Here is a 17960-nt window from a genome sequence, read left to right as displayed (position 1 = left end):
AAGATTCAGACAGCCAGTGTGCCCGAGTGTTACAGCGCTGTCAGGCGATTGGCCCGCGCGGGTAGCGTTTAAGCTTCTCGAGCAGCTCTGCACCGGGGATCGGCCGGTCGAACAAATAGCCCTGGCCCACATCGCAACGATGCCGGCGCAGGAAGGCCAGTTGCTCGGAGGTTTCGATGCCCTCGGCCACCACTTTGAGCTTGAGGTTGTGGGCCATGGCGATCACTGCCGAGGTGATTTCCATGTCGTCCTGGTTGTCCGGGATTTCGTGGATAAAGCTGCGATCGATCTTGATGATGTCGATGGGGAATTTCTTCAGGTAGCTCAGCGACGAATAGCCGGTACCGAAGTCATCCATGGCCAGGGTCAGGCCAAAGCTCTTCAGCTGGTCCAGTTGAAGGCGCGTGTCTTCGGTGGCTTCCAGCAGCAAACCTTCGGTCAGCTCCAGCTCCAGCAGTTTCGCGGGTAACTGTTCTTCCTTGAGGATGGTGGCAATCGAGGCCACCAGATCCGGGTCGGAGAATTGCTTGGGCGACAGGTTGATCGCCACCTGCAAGTTGCCCATGCCGGCGGCGCTCAATTGCTTGCTCATGCGGCAGGCCTGGCGCGCGATCCATTTGCCGATGGGGATGATCAGCCCGGTTTCTTCCGCCACGCTGATGAACTGGTCGGGACGGATCATGCCCTTTTCCGGGTGGTTCCAGCGCAACAGCGCTTCCATGCCCAGCAGCCGGCCGCTGCGCAGGCACAGCTTGGGCTGGTAGAACACGTCCAGCTCGTTTTGGGTCAGGGCGCGGCGCAGGTTGTTTTCCACAAACAGTTTGTAACTGGCCTCGGCGTTCAGCGCCTCGGTAAACACCTGTACCTGGTGTTTACCATTGGCCTTGGCCTTGTGCAGGGCCAGCCCGGCGTTACGCATCAGGGTTTGCGGGTCGCGGCCGTGCAACGGCGCGCAGGCCAGGCCCACGGAGCCGGTGACACTGATCAGTTGGTTGTCGACGAACATCGGTTTGTCGAGGGTTGCCAGCAACTGGCTGGCGACCTGTTGGCCACTCTCCAGGTCGGTGTCGTCGAGCAACACCGCGAACTCGTTACTGGCAAACCGCGCCAGGCTGCCGCTGGCACTCAGGCTGTTGCGCAGGCGCCGGGCCAGGCTGATCAGCAACTTGTCGCCGGTCTGGTGGCCGAGGCTGTCGTTGATCCGCTTGAAATTGTCGATGTCCACCAGCAACAGGCTGATCGGGCTGTCGCTGTCGCGCGCGAAGCGCTCATCCAGGTTGCGGATAAACGCCGGGCGGTTGCCCAGGTTAGTCAGGTTGTCGGTGTAGGCCAGCCGCTCGATGCGCTGCTGGGCCAGCTTGGTCTGGGTGATGTCTTCGTAGATGCCGATGTAGTGGGTCAACTCACGGTTGTCGCCATACACCTTGGAAATCGACAGCTGGCCCCAGTAGGGTTCGAGGTTTTTGCGTCGGCTCTTGAACTCACCTTGCCAGCTGTTGCTCTTGGCCAGGCTCGACGGTGCGTCGAAGAGCATTTCGCTGAGGTTTTCCAGGGCCGGCAACTGCGCCAGTCGATGGCCATGGACTTCTTCGGCGCTGTACTGGGTGATCGCGGTAAAGCTTGGGTTGACGTACTCGACCACGCCGTCGCAATTGACCAGCAGAAACGCGTTGGCGCTTTGCTCCACAGCCCGCTGGAACAAGTGCAGCGCGCTGGTGGCGGCGCGCCGGTTGTGGTTGTTGATCACTTGTGCGAACTGGTCCGCCAGCTCGCCGGCGAAGGCGATCTCATCAGCCTGCCAGGCACGCGAGCTGCCGCTTTGTTCCAGGCACAGCACGCCGATGACTTGGCCATCCACACGGATGCTCGCGTCGAGCATCGCGTGCACGTCCTTGGCGCGCAGGCTTTCGGCCATTTCCCGGGTGCGCGGGTCACGCAACGCATGGGTGGCGTCGATGGCGCGGCTCGAGTGCAGGGCTTCCAGGTAGTCCGGGAAGCCGCTGGCGTCGATCGCTTCAGGCAAGTGGTGCTGTTGGTTGTCGCGGTGGTACGCCGAGATCGGCACCAGGCGTTGGCCTTCCAGGTTCCAGATGCTCGCGCAATCGATCTGGTAGATGTCGCACGCGCTGCGGGTGATCAGCTCGGCGGCTTCCTGCAGCGAGTTGGGCGTGGTGTAGCGCTGGCGAGCCAGCAGCAGGATCAGCTCCTGTTGGGCGCGCACGCGCTCCAGGTGCTGCAACTGTTCCTGCTGGGCACGCTGGTTGAGTTCCAGGGCGATCTGCAGGCGGCTGTTCTGGTTTTCCAGGTCTGCGGTCGGGACGGCAGTGGGGATTTCGCTAAACAGTCCGTCGACCACCATCAGGTAGCCGCGCAGCAGGTGGCGATTGTGCTGTTTGTAGGTCTCGCCCATTTCCAGCAGGCTCAAAGGCCCGTCGCTGGTGTGCAAGGTGTAGCGCACCAGGTAATGCGGGCTCTGGGTCAGTTGTTGCTGGATGGCGTCGTGCAGTTGGTAGCGCGCCTGCGGTTCCATCAAGCTGGCGTAGGGCGTGCCGACCAGGGCGCACAGTTCGACCGCCGGCAGACCAAACTGGCGCTCGCAATTGGGGTCGAGGTACAGCAGCGCCCAGCTTGCCTCATTAAGCCGTTCGAAACGCAGCATGCCGAGGCGCGAAGGCACCGGTAACTGCGTCACTACCTCGGCCGCCATATGGGCGGCATCGGGTTGGCTTTTCATGGGGAAACTCGCTTGGAAAAATGCGCACGGCGCCGGGCTCACGCCCTCTTTACTGTCGCCTGCGGCAAGGTTGCATCATGCGGCACGCACTGACAAGAGAGGATGAAGGCTAAGTGCTATATGGCTGTTATCGGCCGCGGGAGCGGTTTCTACAATCCAGGTGATGGGTGGCGAGTTGACGCACGCGCTACAGCCCTTACCCCGACAAAAAAGCAGGCCAAAAAAAGCCCCGCCAAGTGGCGGGGTTGAGGTACGAGCGTGGCGCTCGGAAATCGGTGCAGCCAGGCCTCCCCGGTGAAAGGGAGGCCCGTTTGCGGCTTACAGCAGGATGGTGCGGATGTCGTTCAGCAGTTGGCTCAGACGCTGCGTGAAGCGTGCAGCGGCGGCGCCGTTGATCACACGGTGATCGTAGGACAACGACAGCGGCAGCATCAGCTTCGGTTGGAACGCTTTACCGTCCCACACAGGCTGGATAGTGGCCTTGGACACACCCAGGATCGCCACTTCCGGCGCGTTGACGATCGGCGTGAAGCCAGTGCCGCCAATGTGCCCGAGGCTGGAGATGGTGAAGCACGCGCCTTGCATGTCGTCTGCAGTCAGCTTCTTGTCACGGGCCTTGGCGGCCAGTGCAGCCGCTTCAGCAGCCAGTTGCAGCAGGCTCTTCTGATCAACGTTCTTGATCACAGGCACCAGCAGGCCGTCCGGGGTATCAACTGCAAAACCGATGTGCACGTATTTCTTGCGAATGATCGCTTTACCGCTTGGCGCCAGCGAACTGTTGAAGTCCGGCAGTTCCTTGAGCAGGTGCGCGCAGGCCTTGAGCAGCAGTGGCAGCACGGTCAGTTTTACGCCAGCCTTCTCGGCCACGGCTTTCTGCGCAACGCGGAAAGCTTCCAGGTCGGTGATGTCGGCCTGGTCGAACTGGGTCACGTGCGGAATGTTCAGCCAGCTGCGGTGCAGGCTCGACGCGCCGATTTGCATCAGGCGGGTCATCGGCACTTCTTCGGTTTCGCCGAAGCGGCTGAAGTCCACGACCGGAATCGGCGGAATACCAGCGCCACCGGTAGCAGCGCCGGCAGCCGGAGCTTCCTTGGCCTTCTGCATCATGGCCTTGACGTAAACCTGCACGTCTTCTTTCAGCACACGACCGTGCGGGCCAGTGGCCGACACAGCATTGAGCTCAACACCGAACTCACGGGCCAGCTGACGCACGGCTGGGCCGGCGTGAACCTTGGCACCGCGTGGCGCAGGTGCGGCAGCCGCAGGAGCCGGTGCAGCCTCGGCTTTCGCAGCCGGTGCAGGGGCGGCAGCAGCCGGAGCCGGAGCCGCTTCAGCTTTTGCAGCAGGTGCAGCCGCAGCCGGTGCTGGAGCAGCAGCCGGCGCAGCGCCTTGTACTTTGAGCTTGAGGATGAAGTCGCCAGTGCCGACTTCGTCTTCGAGCTTGACCGCGATGCTTTCCACCACGCCGGCAGCCGGCGATGGGATTTCCATGGAGGCCTTGTCGGACTCCAGGGTGATCAGCGACTGGTCGGCTTCGACGGTGTCGCCGACCTTGACCAGCAGCTCGATGATCTTGGCCTTGCCCGACGAACCGATGTCCGGGACGTGAATGTCCTGAACAGAGGCCTCAGCCGGAGCTGCGGCCGGGGCTGCAGGCGCCTCGGCAGCGGCGGCAGGCTTTTCAGCAGCCGGTGCAGGTGCAGCAGCAGGAGCCGCCGCAGGGGCCGCCGCAGGGGCCGCGTCTGCGGCGCCTTCGATTTCCAGTTCCAGCAGTTCGTCGCCTTCTTTCAGGCGGTCGCCCAGCTTCACTTTCAGGCTTTTGACCACGCCGGCCTTGGGAGCAGGGATTTCCATGCTCGCCTTGTCCGATTCCAGGGTCAGGATGCTCTGGTCGGCTTCGACGGTGTCGCCGACTTTCACAAACAGCTCGATTACTTCACCTTCACCGCTGCCGATGTCAGGTACGCGAATGAGTTCGCTCACAAAAAATCTCCTCAGCAGTCCAGTGGGTTGCGTTTTTCCGGGTTGATCCCGAACTTGACGATAGCGTCAGCCACCACCTTAGGTTCGATCTCACCACGGTCAGCCAAGGCTTCCAGGGCTGCCAACACCACGAAGTGACGGTCAACTTCGAAGAAGTGACGCAGCTTCTTGCGGCTGTCACTGCGGCCGAAACCGTCGGTGCCCAGGACTTTGAATTCCTTGGACGGGACCCACTGGCGAATCTGTTCAGCAAACAGCTTCATGTAGTCGGTAGAGGCAATGACTGGACCTTTACGGCCGGCCAGGCACTCTTCAACGTAGCTTTTCGCTGGCTTCTGACCTGGGTGCAGGCGGTTGTTACGCTCCACTGCCAGGCCGTCGCGACGCAGTTCGTTGAAGCTGGTAACGCTCCACACGTCAGCGCCGACGTTGAACTCTTCACGCAGGATCTTGGCCGCTTCACGCACTTCGCGCAGGATGGTGCCGGAGCCCATCAGCTGTACGTGGTGCGCCGCTTCCTTGGTGTCTTCTTCGAGCAGGTACATGCCCTTGATGATGCCTTCCTCGACACCGGCCGGCATGGCTGGCTGCTGGTAGGACTCGTTCATCACGGTGATGTAGTAGAAAACGTCCTGCTGCTCTTCGGTCATCTTCTTCATGCCGTCCTGGATGATCACCGCCAGCTCATAGCCGTAGGTTGGATCAAAGGTGCGGCAGTTCGGGATGGTGGCAGCCAGGATGTGGCTGTGACCGTCTTCGTGTTGCAGGCCTTCGCCGTTCAGCGTGGTCCGGCCGGCGGTACCGCCGATCAGGAAGCCACGGGTACGGCTGTCGCCTGCTGCCCACGCCAGGTCGCCGATACGCTGGAAGCCGAACATCGAGTAGAAGATGTAGAACGGCAGCATCGGCTGGTTGTGGCTGGAGTACGAAGTACCGGCAGCGATGAAGGAGCTCATGGCGCCCGCTTCGTTGATACCTTCTTCGAGGATCTGGCCCTTTTTGTCTTCCTTGTAGAACATCACCTGGTCTTTATCGACTGGCTCGTAGAGCTGGCCGACGGAGGAGTAGATGCCCAACTGACGGAACATGCCTTCCATACCGAAGGTACGGGCTTCGTCCGGGATGATCGGGACGATACGCGAACCGATTTCCTTGTCCTTGACCAGCTGCGCGAGGATCCGCACGAAGGCCATGGTGGTGGAGATTTCACGGTCGCCCGAGCCGTCCAGGATAGCCTTGAGGGTATCGAGTGGCGGTGTCGGGATGTTGAAGCTCTTGGCGCGGCGCTGTGGCACGAAACCGCCCAGTGCAGTGCGACGCTCGCTGAGGTAGCGGGCTTCGGCGCTGTTTGGCTCTGGCTTGAAGAACGGCAGGTTCTCCAGCTCTTCGTCCTTGACCGGGATGTCGAAGCGGTCGCGGAACAGCTTCAGGCTTTCAACATCAACCTTCTTGGTGTTGTGCGCAGTGTTCTTCGCTTCGCCGGCACCGGTGCCATAACCCTTGATGGTCTTGGCCAGGATGACGGTCGGTTGTTCTTTGTGGTTGACCGCTTCGTGGTACGCCGCGTAGACCTTGTACGGGTCGTGGCCGCCACGGTTGAGTTTCCAGATCTCGTCGTCGGACAGGTCTGCAACCATTGCCTTGAGTTCAGGCGTGTTGAAGAAGTGTTCACGTACGAACGCGCCGTCTTTGGCTTTGTAGTTCTGGTACTCGCCGTCGATGACTTCGTCCATGCGACGTTGCAGGATACCGTCGACGTCTTTGGCCAGCAGTGGGTCCCAGAAACGGCCCCAGATGACTTTGGTCACGTTCCACTGAGCACCGCGGAACACGCCTTCGAGTTCCTGGATGATCTTGCCGTTGCCGCGAACCGGGCCGTCGAGGCGCTGCAGGTTGCAGTTGATGACGAAGATCAGGTTGTCGAGCTTCTCGCGGCCGGCCAGAGAGATGGCGCCCAGGGATTCCGGCTCGTCACACTCGCCGTCGCCCAGGAAGCACCAGACTTTCTGCTTGCCTTCAGGGATGAAGCCACGCGCTTCCAGGTACTTCATGAAGCGTGCCTGGTAGATCGCCTGGATCGGGCCCAAGCCCATGGATACAGTCGGGAACTGCCAGAAATCAGGCATCAGCCAAGGGTGCGGGTACGACGACAGGCCGTTACCGTCCACTTCCTGGCGGAAGTTGTTCATGTGTTCTTCGGTGATGCGGCCTTCCATGAACGCACGGGCGTAAACGCCTGGAGAAGTGTGGCCCTGGAAGTAGATCAGGTCGCCGCCGTGTTCGTCGGTCGGGGCCTGGAAGAAGTAGTTGAAGCCGATGTCATACAGGGTTGCGCTGGAAGCGAAGCTGGAGATGTGACCGCCCAGGTCAGAATCTTTCAAGTTCGTGCGCATTACCATCGCCATGGCGTTCCAGCGTACCAACGAGCGAATGCGGCGTTCCATGAACAGGTCGCCAGGCATGCGTGCTTCGTGGGTAACGGGGATGGTGTTGCGGTATGGCGTGGTGATGGCGTAAGGCAATTGCGAGCCGCTGCGGGTCGCGAGTTCGCCCATACGGGTCATCAGGTAGTGAGCACGGTCTTCGCCTTCTTTGTCGAGAACCGATTCCAGGGCGTCCAGCCATTCCTGGGTTTCGACGGGATCGAGGTCTTGCATGGCTTGCTCCAGGGCGGAAAGGCTACCAGAATCGGTTGCCTGAAGTTTGCGACTGGCCTTGTGGGCAGACGACATAAATTCTTGGATGGCCGAAGGTTGCTTCGGCGTCCTGTAGTTTTACTACAAATCGTCGGCCATTTCAGCCTTTCGAATGTATATACGAGTAGTAAAACTACACAAGACCGAGTGGATTGCTCGGTCTGGCTGGTGAGCATAATCGTTATTGTTGATCTTTTGCGAACAAGAAAAGGTGAAAGTTTGATGTTGCCTGCCAAGATTAATTTAATTTCAGCTATTTATAACCTTTGTTCGACAGTCCTTCACCGAGCGTGGTTCTTGCGTTCACAGCAACAAGCCTTTTACGCGCCGATCAAGGATAGACCATGAGCCTTCCAACGCTGGCCCCATTACCGGCCATTCTCTTGCCTTTTGCCCAGCGGGCCGAGCAGTCATTTCGTGACGCAGTGGCCGCGCTGGACGACGATCATGGACTTTCTGCCTGGACGCCGCAACGGTGGGCTGACTTCGCCCGCGTGTGCGCCGCCAGTGATTTTGTCATTGAACAGAGCTTGCGTGACCCTTTGATGTTGCTCGAGCTGGTGGCCTGGGGCGAGCTGGACCGCGGCTTTGCGCCCGGCGAGCTGTGCAGCCAGATCGCCGGCGCCGTGCAACAGGCCGAAACAGAAGATGAGCTGGGTCGCGTGCTGCGTCGCCAGCGCACTCGCCAGCAAGTGCGCATCATCTGGCGCGACCTGACGCGCCAGGCCGACCTGGTGCAAACCTGTCGCGACCTTTCCGACATGGCCGACGCCAGCATCGACCAAGCCTACCAATGGCTGTACCAGCGCCATTGCGTGCAATTCGGCACCCCCACCGGCCGACGCAGCGGCGAAGCCCAGCACATGGTCATCCTCGGCATGGGCAAGCTCGGCGCCGTGGAGCTGAACCTGTCTTCTGATATCGACCTGATCTTCGCCTACCCCGAGGGTGGCGAAACGGTGGGCGTGAAGCGCGCGCTGGACAACCAGGAATTTTTCATCCGGCTTGGTCAAAAACTGATCAAGGCGCTCGACCCGATGACGGTCGACGGGTTTGTGTTCCGCGTCGACATGCGCCTGCGCCCCTACGGTTCGGCTGGCGCCCTGGTGCTCAGCTTCAACGCGCTGGAACAGTACTATCAGGACCAGGGCCGCGACTGGGAACGCTACGCCATGATCAAGGCGCGCGTGGTTGCCGGTGACCAGGTGGCCGGTGCGCAACTGCTGGATATGCTGCGCCCGTTCGTCTATCGGCGTTACCTGGACTTTTCGGCCATCGAAGCGCTGCGCACCATGAAGCAGCTGATCCAGCAGGAAGTGCGGCGCAAAGGCATGGCCGACAACATCAAGCTGGGCTCGGGTGGCATCCGCGAGGTGGAATTTATCGCCCAGGCGTTCCAGCTGATCCACGGCGGCCGCGACCTGAGCCTGCAACAACGGCCATTGCTCAAGGTGCTCGGCACGCTCGAAGGGCAGGGCTATTTGCCTGCGGCAGTCATTGCCGAGTTGCGCAACGGCTACGAATTCTTGCGTTACACCGAGCATGCGATTCAGGCGATCGCCGACCGTCAGACGCAAATGCTCCCGGACACCCCGGAAGATCAGGCGCGTATCGCCTTTATGCTGGGCTTTGCCGATTGGTCCACGTTCCATGAGCGCCTGATGTACTGGCGTGGTCGGGTGGACTGGCACTTCCGCCAAGTCATCGCCGACCCTGACGAAGAGGAAGGCGCAGAGAGTGAGTTGGTCGTAGGCGGCGAGTGGCTGCCATTGTGGGAAGAGTCTCAGGACGAAGACGCCGCTCGCCTGCAATTGCAGGAAGGTGGTTTTACCGACGCGCCCAAAGCCCTCAAAGCCCTGGCCGGCTTGCGCGGCAGCCCGCAATTGCGTGCCATGCAGCGCCTGGGGCGGGAGCGGCTGGATGCCTTTATTCCGCGTCTGCTGGCCCAGGCCGTCGAGCACGCCAACCCGGATTTGGTGCTTGAACGTGTACTGCCGCTGGTCGAAGCCGTCGCCCGCCGTTCCGCTTATCTGGTGCTGCTCACCGAAAACCCTGACGCGTTGCGCCGTCTGCTCACACTGTGCGCCGCCAGCCCGTGGATTGCCGAACAGATCACGCGCTTCCCGTTGTTGCTCGACGAATTGCTCAACGAAGGCCGCCTGTTCAAGCCGCCGTTGGCGCCGGAACTTGCCGCCGAGCTGCGCGAGCGCCTCACGCGCATTCCCGAGGATGACCTTGAGCAGCAGATGGAGGCGCTGCGCCACTTCAAGCTGGCTCACCGTCTGCGCGTGGCCGCTTCGGAAATCGCCGGCAGCCTGCCGCTGATGAAAGTCAGCGACTACCTGACCTGGCTCGCCGAAGCCATTCTCGAACAAGTACTGGCCCTGGCGTGGCGCCAGACCGTGGCCCGCCACGGCTCGCCGCAGCGGCTTGACGGTACGCTGTGCGACCCGGGGTTCATCATTGTTGGTTATGGCAAAGTCGGCGGCATCGAGCTGGGGCATGGTTCCGACCTAGACCTGGTGTTTATCCACGACGGTGATCCGCAGGCCGAGACTGACGGCGCCAAGCCGATCGACGGCGCGCAGTTCTTCACGCGCCTGGGCCAGCGCATCATCCACTTGCTGACCACCCAGACCAACTCCGGCCAGCTGTATGAGGTCGACATGCGCCTGCGCCCATCCGGCGCGTCGGGTTTGCTGGTGAGTTCACTGGGAGCCTTCGAGCGCTATCAGCAAAATGAGGCCTGGACCTGGGAACATCAGGCGCTGATCCGCGCGCGGGTGCTGTTGGGCAGTCAGGATGTGGGCCAGGCGTTCGAGCAGGTCCGCGCTAAAGTACTCGGGCGTGAGCGCGACCTGGTCAAGCTGCGCCAGGAGGTCAGCGAGATGCGCGCCAAGATGCGCGACAACCTGGGCACCCGGTCTACGGCGGCCGGCACCGGCGCCAATGCCTTTGAGCCCACGGTGGTGTTCGACCTCAAGCAGGACGCCGGAGGTATCGTCGATATTGAATTTATGGTGCAATACGCGGCTTTGGCGTGGTCTGCGCAACATCCATCGTTGCTGCGCTACACCGACAATATCCGCATTCTGGAGGGCCTGGAGCAGGTCGGGCTGATGCCCGCCGCCGATGCCCATCTGCTGCGCGAGGTGTATAAAGCCTACCGTTCCGCCGCGCACCGCCAGGCCTTGCAAAATGAGGCTGGCACGGTAGCCGGGGATCAGTTCGCCGACGAACGGCGCCAGGTGATGCGAATCTGGCAGGCGCTGGGGTTAAGCTGATACTCGATTAATTGAGCGATGCCTATCTAATGTGGAAACCAGCCTTGTGTGGGAGCGGGCTTGCTCGCGAAGCAGGCGCTGCGGTCTGTCTGGCGGACCGCGGTGATGCTTTCGCGAGCAAGCCCGCTCCCACACAAAGCGGTTCCGTGGCTACCGCAACCTAGGATAATTGTCGATGCGGGGAGGCATAAGCCTCCCCGCATCGTTTGTGGAAACTACATGAATATTCTGATCGTTGGGCCCAGTTGGGTCGGTGACATGGTGATGGCGCAGACACTGTTCCAGTGCCTGAAACAGCGTCATCCCGACTGCCAAATCGACGTGCTCGCCCCCGAGTGGAGCCGGCCGATCCTCGAGCGTATGCCCCAGGTGCGCAAGGCCTTGAGCTTCCCGCTCGGCCACGGTGCCCTCGAATTGGCGACGCGCCGGCGCATCGGCAAATCCATGGTCGGCCAGTACGACCAGGCGATCCTGCTGCCCAACTCGCTCAAGTCGGCGCTGGTGCCGTATTTCGCCGGCATCCCCAAACGCACCGGCTGGCGCGGGGAATTTCGCTACGTATTGCTCAACGATGTGCGCACCCTCGACAAAGCACGCTACCCGCTGATGATCGAGCGCTTCATGGCCCTGGCCTACGAGCCTGGTGCCGAGCTGCCGATGCCGTACCCGCGCCCCAGCTTGCAGATCGACCCAGTGACCCGTGACGCGGCCCTGGCCAAGTTCGGCCTGATGCTCGACCGTCCGGTGCTGGCGCTGTGCCCAGGCGCGGAGTTTGGCGAGTCCAAGCGCTGGCCGTCGGAGCATTACGCCAAAGTCGCCGAGATGAAGATTCGCGAAGGCTGGCAGGTGTGGTTGTTCGGCTCGAAAAACGATCACTCGGTGGGCGAGGACATCCGCCAGCGCCTGATCCCTGGGCTGCGCGAAGAAGCGGTGAACCTCAGTGGCGACACGTCACTGGCCGAAGCCATCGACCTGCTGTCCTGCGCCGACTCGGTGGTGTCCAACGACTCCGGCCTGATGCACGTGGCTGCCGCGTTGAACCGCCCACTGGTGGCGGTGTACGGCTCGACCTCGCCTGGCTTCACACCGCCGTTGGCCGACAAGGTCGAAGTGGTGCGCCTGGGTCTGGATTGCAGTCCGTGTTTTGAGCGTACCTGCCGTTTCGGCCACTACAATTGCCTGCGCCAGCTGCTGCCGCAACCGGTCAGCGACGCGTTGCAGCGGTTGCAGGGCTCCGTGGTCGAGGTCCGTTAGTTTGCGAGTACTGGTAGTCAAGACCTCATCCCTGGGCGACGTGATTCACGCCTTGCCGGCACTGACCGACGCGGCGCGGGCGATCCCCGGCATTCGCTTTGACTGGGTGGTGGAAGAAGGCTTTGCCGAGATCCCCACCTGGCACCCGGCGGTGGACCAGGTGATCCCGGTGGCAATTCGTCGCTGGCGCAAAAACATCTGGCAAACCATCAAGAGCGGCGAGTGGCGACGGTTCAAGCAGCGTGTTCAGTCGACCAAGTATGACTTGGTGATTGATGCCCAAGGCCTGCTGAAAAGCGCCTGGCTGACGCGCTACGTGCGCGCTCCGGTCGCGGGTTTCGACAAGCATTCTGCACGCGAACCCATCGCTGCGCGTTTCTACTCACGCCGTTTGGCCGTGGCCCGTGGGCAGCATGCGGTGGAGCGTTTGCGCCAGCTGTTCGCCGTTGCGCTGGGCTACGACCTGCCCAAAGGGCTGGGCGACTACGGCCTGAGCACTGACAAGCTGCTCGGCCTGCCGCCGAAAAAACCATTTGTGCTGCTGCTGCACGGCACCACCTGGGACACCAAGCATTGGCCCGAAGCCTATTGGCGCGAGCTGGCCGAGCGCATGGGCCGCCTGGGTGTGGACGTGAAGTTGCCGTGGGGCAATGCCGACGAAAAGGCCCGTGCCGAGCGCCTGGCCCATGGCCTGCAACACGCCGAAGTGCTGCCCAAGCTCAACCTGGCCGGCGTGGCCCGCGTGCTGGCCGGCGCCCGTGCCTGCGTGGCGGTGGACACGGGCCTGGGTCATCTGGCCGCAGCGTTGGACGTGCCGACCATTTCCCTGTTCGGCCCCACCAACCCCGGCCTGACCGGCGCCTATGGCAAGGGCCAGATTCACCTGGCCAGCGACTTCCCGTGCGCGCCGTGCCTGCAAAAACACTGTACCTATCAACCAACGGCCGACGACCTGCGTCGGTTCGACATCAAGCGCGAGTCGCCCCTGTGCTTCACGCGCCTGAACCCTGAGCGTGTGGCAAGCCGACTGAGCACGTTGTTACTGGCTGAGGAGCTGCACTGATGCAACTGGCTTTTGTTCTGTACAAATATTTCCCCTTCGGTGGCCTGCAGCGCGACTTCATGCGTATCGCCCTGGAGTGCCAGCAGCGCGGCCATCAGATTCGTGTCTACACGCTGATCTGGGAAGGCGACATTCCGCCCGGCTTCGAAGTGCTGGTGGCGCCGGTCAAGGCGTTCTTCAACCATCGGCGCAATGAAAAGCTCAGCGCCTGGATGGAAGCCGACCTGGCCAAACGCCCGGTGGACCGTCTGATCGGCTTCAACAAAATGCCCGGCCTGGACGTGTACTACGCCGCCGATGGCTGCTTTGAAGACAAGGCGCAAAACCTGCGTCATTCGCTGTACAAACGCTTTGGCCGTTACCGCCACTTTGCCGAGTACGAGCGCGCGGTGTTCGCCAGGGACGCCAAGACTGAAATCCTGATGATCTCTGAAGTGCAGCAACCGCTGTTCATCAAGCATTACGACACCCCGTTGGAGCGTTTCCACCTGCTGCCGCCGGGCATCGCCCAGGACCGCCGCGCGCCGCCGAATGCCGCCGAGATCCGCGAAGGTTTCCGCCAGGAATTCAACCTCGCCGGCGACGACTTGCTGCTGGTGCAAATCGGTTCCGGCTTCAAGACCAAGGGCGTCGACCGCAGCCTCAAGGCCGTGGCCGCCTTACCGGCGGAACTGAAAAAACGCACGCGTCTGTTTGTAATTGGCCAGGACGACCCCAAAGTATTCCAATTGCAGAGTGCTACGTTGGGGCTGGGCGATAACGTGCAGTTCCTCAAAGGGCGCAGCGATATTCCGCGTTTCCTGCTGGGCGCCGACCTGTTGATCCACCCGGCGTACAACGAAAACACCGGCACCGTGTTGCTCGAAGCGCTGGTGGCCGGTTTGCCGGTGCTGGTCTCGGCGGTGTGTGGTTACGCCCATTACATCAGCGAGGCCGACAGTGGGTTGGTGCTGGACGAGCCGTTCGATCAAACGCAGCTCAACCACTACCTGACACGCATGCTCACCGACACTGCACAGCGCGCGGCCTGGGGCCGCAATGGGTTGGCGTACGCCGAGACGGCCGACCTCTACAGCATGCCGCAGCACGCGGCGGATGTGATTCTGGCGGAGCCAAAACGATGAAGTTGATGCTTGCCGAACCGTTCAAGACCCTCTGGGCCGGGCGTGATGCCTTCGCCGAAGTCGAGCGGCTGGAAGGCGAGGTGTACCGTGAACTTGAAGCCCGGCGCACCTTGCGCACCGAGGTGGATGGGCGTGGCTATTTCGTGAAGATCCACCGTGGCATCGGCTGGGGCGAGATCGTCAAGAATCTGGTCACCGCCAAGCTGCCGGTGCTCGGTGCTGGCCAGGAGTGGCAGGCCATCCAGCGCCTGCAGCAGATCGGCGTGCCGACCATGACCGCCGTGGCGTACGGCGAGCGCGGCAGCAACCCGGCCGACCAGCACTCGTTCATCATCACTGAAGAACTGGCGCCGACTGTCAGCCTGGAAGACTTCAGCATCGACTGGCTCAAGCAGCCGCCCGCGCCGCGCCTCAAGCGCGCGCTGATCGCCGAGGTGGCGCGCATGACTGGCATGATGCATCGCGGTGGGGTCAACCACCGCGATTGCTACATCTGCCACTTCCTGTTGCACACCGATACGCCGGTGACGGCTGATAACTTCAAGTTGTCGGTGATCGACCTGCACCGCGCCCAGACCCGCGACAAAATCAGTCATCGCTGGCGCGACAAAGACCTGGCCGCGTTGTACTTCTCGGCGCTGGACATCGGCCTGACGCGTCGTGACAAGTTGCGCTTCCTCAAAGGCTACTTCCAGCAGCCGTTGCGCCAGATCCTCGCTGAAGAAAATGCCTTGTTGCAGTGGCTGCAAACCAAGGCCGACAAGCTTTATGCACGTAAACAACGCTACGGGGATGCGCTCTGATGGCGGGTTGGAACCTGGAACCTGCTTACGCCGCCCTGGCGGATGATTTCGGCAGCCTCGAAGCGGTATTCGCCCTGCAAGGCGAGCGCCTGACCCGCGACCCGTTGTCGGAAGTGATTCGGGTGGCGCGCGGCGGGATCAATTACTACGTCAAGCGCTACGTCGGCGCCGGCAAGGGCCTGCGCCGCTACTTGGGCAAACCTCGGGTGAAGTCCGAATGGCAGAACCTCAAGCGTTTCGCCAAGTGGGGCATTCCCACCGCCGACGTGGTGGCCTGGGGGCTGGAACGCAAAGGCCTGGCCTACGCGCGGGGCGCGATGATCACCCGCGAGCTGCCCAAGACTGAAGACCTGTCGATGCTGGCTGATCGCAAAGATCCGCGCTTGAAAGACCCCAAGTGGGTCAGCGTGATCAGTCGCCAGCTCGCCGAATACACGCGCACCATGCATGAGCACCGCTTCACCCATAACGATTTGAAGTGGCGCAACCTGCTGGTCGACGACCAGCAGACCCTGTACCTCATCGATTGCCCCAACGGTGATTTCTGGCGCGGTTTCTGGCTCAAGTACCGAATTACCAAGGACCTGGCCTGCCTGGACAAGGTCGCCAAGTATCACTTGTCGGCCACGCAGCGCCTGCGCTTCTACATGCAATACCGCCAACGCACGCACCTGACAGCGTCAGACAAACAGCGAATTCGCCACGTGGTGAAGTTTTTCGAGGGACGCGAATGAGTGATTTCCTGGCGGCCGAAGACCGCGCTCTGCTGGAGCGCCATGGTCTGGCAACCTTCGACGCCCTGTGGGCCAGGCAACTGGACGCGGTGGACGAGCCCAATACCAGCAAGGGTGGATGGAGCAGCGTGTTTCGCCTGGAGCTTGAAGGGCAGGGTTACTACCTCAAGCGCCAGAGCAACTACCTGACACGCACGCTGCACAAGCCGTTTGGCGAGCCCACCTTTGCGCGCGAATTCCGCAATATCAGCCGTTATCAGAAACTCGGTATTCCGGCGTTGCAGGCCGCGTTTTTCGGTGAGCGCAAGGTCGACGGCGAGCACCGCGCGATGTTGCTGACCCGTGCCCTGGACGGTTGGAACGACCTGGATTCGTTGCTGGAACAGTGGCCGCAACTGACCGATGCCCAGCACCGCGCGATTCTGCTGGCCTGCGGTCAGTTGGCCCGTCATCTGCACAGCGTAGGCCAGGTGCATGGCTGTTTTTATCCCAAGCATATTTTTCTGCAGACCCTGGGCGACGGTTACGCCGCGCAGCTGATCGACCTGGAGAAAACCCGCCCGCTGTTGTTCGGCCAACGTGACAGGGTCAAAGACCTGGAGCCGCTGCTGCGCCGCGCGCCGCAGTGGACGGACGCGCAAGTGCGACAGTTGCTGGCGGCCTACCTGGCAGAGCCTGAAAACAGCGCAAAGGTGGGCGCCTGGTTTGAACGGCTGACGGCGCGTCGCAGCCACAAGGAGAACCGCTGATGCGTTTGTCCGAGCTGAAAAAAGCCGGCCGCACGCCCAGCCTGCCGCTGACCATTGAACTGGCGGATGCCGCCGGCCCAGGGCAGCTGCAATTGCTCAGTCTGCTGCGTGTGTTGCCGGGCGAGCGTTATGTGGGCGCCGGCGTCTGGCGCGGGCGCACGGTGCTGGCCAAGTTATTGGTGGGCAGCAAGGCGGCACGTCATTTTCAGCGCGAGCTCAGCGGCGTACGCCTGCTTGCCGAGCAAGGCCTGACCACGCCGCAGCTGTTGGCCGATGGCTTGCAGGAAGGCGAGGGCGGCTGGCTGCTGTTCGAATTCATTGAGGGCGCCGAGAGCCTCGCCGATGCCTGGCAGGCAGTTGAAGGCTTGCCGCCGCTGGCGGACGAACAAACAGCCGTGCTCGCCGAGGCGCTGGGGGCGATTGCCCACATGCATACCAAAGGGCTGTGGCAGGAAGACCTGCACCTGGACAACCTGTTGCGCCAGGACGGCAAGCTGTACCTGATTGACGGCGCCGGCATTCGTGTCGAAGCCGCGGGCAAGCCGCTGTCGCGCAACCGGGTACTGGAAAACCTCGGGGTGTTTTTTGCGCAATTGCCGAAAAACCTCGAACCCTTTACCGAAGAATTACTGGTCTATTACCTGCTGAGCAATGGCGAGCACGCCGTGCCGCTGGAAGCGCTCGAAAAACAGGTGCGCAAGGTCAGCGCCTGGCGCTTGAAGGACTTTTTGAACAAGGTTGGCCGCGACTGCACGCTGTTCAGCGTCGTGCGTGGCGCCTTTGCCTTGCGCGCGATTCGCCGTGAGGAAGAGGCCGCCATGCTGCCGGTGCTGGAGCAGGCCGATGCATTGCTGGATCAGGGCCACCTGTACAAAACCGGCGGGGCCGCCAGCGTGGGCAAGGTCGAGGTGGCCGGTCGGCCGCTGGTGATCAAGCGCTACAACATCAAGGGATTTGCCCATTGGCTCAAGCGCTTCTGGCGCCCGAGCCGCGCCTGGCATTCGTGGCGCGAAGGCAACCGCCTGGCGTTTCTGGGGATTGCGACGCCCAAGCCGCTGGCGGTGTTGGAGAGGCGGTTTTTGTGGCTGCGCAGCCGGGCGTACCTGGTGACTGAATACTTGCCGGGGCCGGACATCATTGAGCGTTTTGCGCCGTACGTTGAGCGCGGTGACGCGCCAGAAAATGAGCTGCTGGCGCTGGATCATCTGTTTGCCGAGCTGATTCGCGAGCGCATCAGTCATGGTGACTTCAAAGGCCACAACCTGTTCTGGCACGCAGACCGCTGGGCGTTGATCGACCTGGACGCCATGTGTCAGCACAGCTCACTCGCCAGCTTCGCGCCGGCGTTTGCCAAGGACCGCGCGCGGTTTATGCGCAACTGGCCCGAGAGCAGCGCGCTGTATCAGCTGATCGATCAGCGTTTGCCCAAAGAGATCGGCGCCGCCGGTTAAGACGGGTCTTCGGCTCTATCGCGGGCAAGCATGCTCCCACAGGTGAATGTGGGAGCGGGCTTGCCCGCGATGACGGTCGCCCAGA

At 61.9% G+C, this 17960-nt stretch carries 11 protein-coding genes; 8 read left to right on the top strand and 3 right to left on the bottom strand.

Annotation, left to right across the window (positions count from 1 at the left end):
• Positions 1-40 precede the first annotated feature (40 nt).
• From ACM530_RS07575 to aceE, 3 genes are all read right to left on the bottom strand, one after another.
• Complete coding sequence (locus ACM530_RS07575; RefSeq protein ID WP_242198870.1) at positions 41-2734, bottom strand: putative bifunctional diguanylate cyclase/phosphodiesterase; 2694 nt, start codon at positions 2732-2734, stop codon at positions 41-43.
• Positions 2735-3052: 318 nt separating this feature from the next.
• Complete coding sequence (gene aceF, locus ACM530_RS07570; protein WP_416364527.1) at positions 3053-4717, bottom strand: dihydrolipoyllysine-residue acetyltransferase; 1665 nt, start codon at positions 4715-4717, stop codon at positions 3053-3055.
• A gap of 11 nt (positions 4718-4728) precedes the next feature.
• A complete protein-coding gene (aceE, locus tag ACM530_RS07565) occupies positions 4729-7374 on the bottom strand; it encodes a pyruvate dehydrogenase (acetyl-transferring), homodimeric type (protein ID WP_124416260.1) in 2646 nt (881 codons plus the stop codon).
• A gap of 383 nt (positions 7375-7757) precedes the next feature.
• Here aceE and glnE point away from each other — a divergent pair, with 383 nt between their 5' ends.
• From glnE to ACM530_RS07525, 8 genes are all read left to right on the top strand, one after another.
• A complete protein-coding gene (glnE, locus tag ACM530_RS07560) occupies positions 7758-10697 on the top strand; it encodes a bifunctional [glutamate--ammonia ligase]-adenylyl-L-tyrosine phosphorylase/[glutamate--ammonia-ligase] adenylyltransferase (RefSeq protein WP_416364526.1) in 2940 nt (979 codons plus the stop codon).
• Between the two features lie 219 nt (positions 10698-10916).
• Positions 10917-11951 carry a lipopolysaccharide heptosyltransferase II gene (gene waaF / locus ACM530_RS07555; RefSeq protein WP_404486542.1) on the top strand — a complete coding sequence of 345 codons (1035 nt, stop codon included), beginning with the start codon at positions 10917-10919 and terminating at the stop codon, positions 11949-11951.
• Position 11952: 1 nt separating this feature from the next.
• Positions 11953-13014, top strand: coding sequence for a lipopolysaccharide heptosyltransferase I (gene waaC / locus ACM530_RS07550; RefSeq protein ID WP_416364525.1), 1062 nt, complete (start codon positions 11953-11955; stop codon positions 13012-13014).
• On the top strand, positions 13014-14138 hold the full coding sequence (locus ACM530_RS07545; protein WP_242198883.1) for a glycosyltransferase family 4 protein: 1125 nt from the start codon (positions 13014-13016) through the stop codon (positions 14136-14138). The genes waaC and ACM530_RS07545 overlap by 1 nt, the downstream gene beginning before the upstream one ends.
• Complete coding sequence (rfaP, locus tag ACM530_RS07540) at positions 14135-14941, top strand: lipopolysaccharide core heptose(I) kinase RfaP (RefSeq protein ID WP_145160073.1); 807 nt, start codon at positions 14135-14137, stop codon at positions 14939-14941. The genes ACM530_RS07545 and rfaP overlap by 4 nt, the downstream gene beginning before the upstream one ends.
• A complete protein-coding gene (locus tag ACM530_RS07535) occupies positions 14941-15675 on the top strand; it encodes a lipopolysaccharide kinase InaA family protein (RefSeq protein WP_145160075.1) in 735 nt (244 codons plus the stop codon). The genes rfaP and ACM530_RS07535 overlap by 1 nt, the downstream gene beginning before the upstream one ends.
• A complete protein-coding gene (locus ACM530_RS07530) occupies positions 15672-16424 on the top strand; it encodes a lipopolysaccharide kinase InaA family protein (RefSeq protein WP_416364524.1) in 753 nt (250 codons plus the stop codon). Before ACM530_RS07535 ends, ACM530_RS07530 begins: the two co-directional genes overlap by 4 nt.
• Positions 16424-17875 carry a lipopolysaccharide kinase InaA family protein gene (locus ACM530_RS07525; RefSeq protein WP_416364523.1) on the top strand — a complete coding sequence of 484 codons (1452 nt, stop codon included), beginning with the start codon at positions 16424-16426 and terminating at the stop codon, positions 17873-17875. The genes ACM530_RS07530 and ACM530_RS07525 overlap by 1 nt, the downstream gene beginning before the upstream one ends.
• The last annotated feature ends 85 nt before the right edge of the window (positions 17876-17960 follow it).

The sequence above is a fragment of the Pseudomonas sp. NFX183 genome, assembly GCF_047943075.1.
GTDB lineage: Bacteria > Pseudomonadota > Gammaproteobacteria > Pseudomonadales > Pseudomonadaceae > Aquipseudomonas.
Note: the sequence above shows the minus strand (reverse complement) of the source record. Positions and strands in the feature narration are given on the sequence as shown.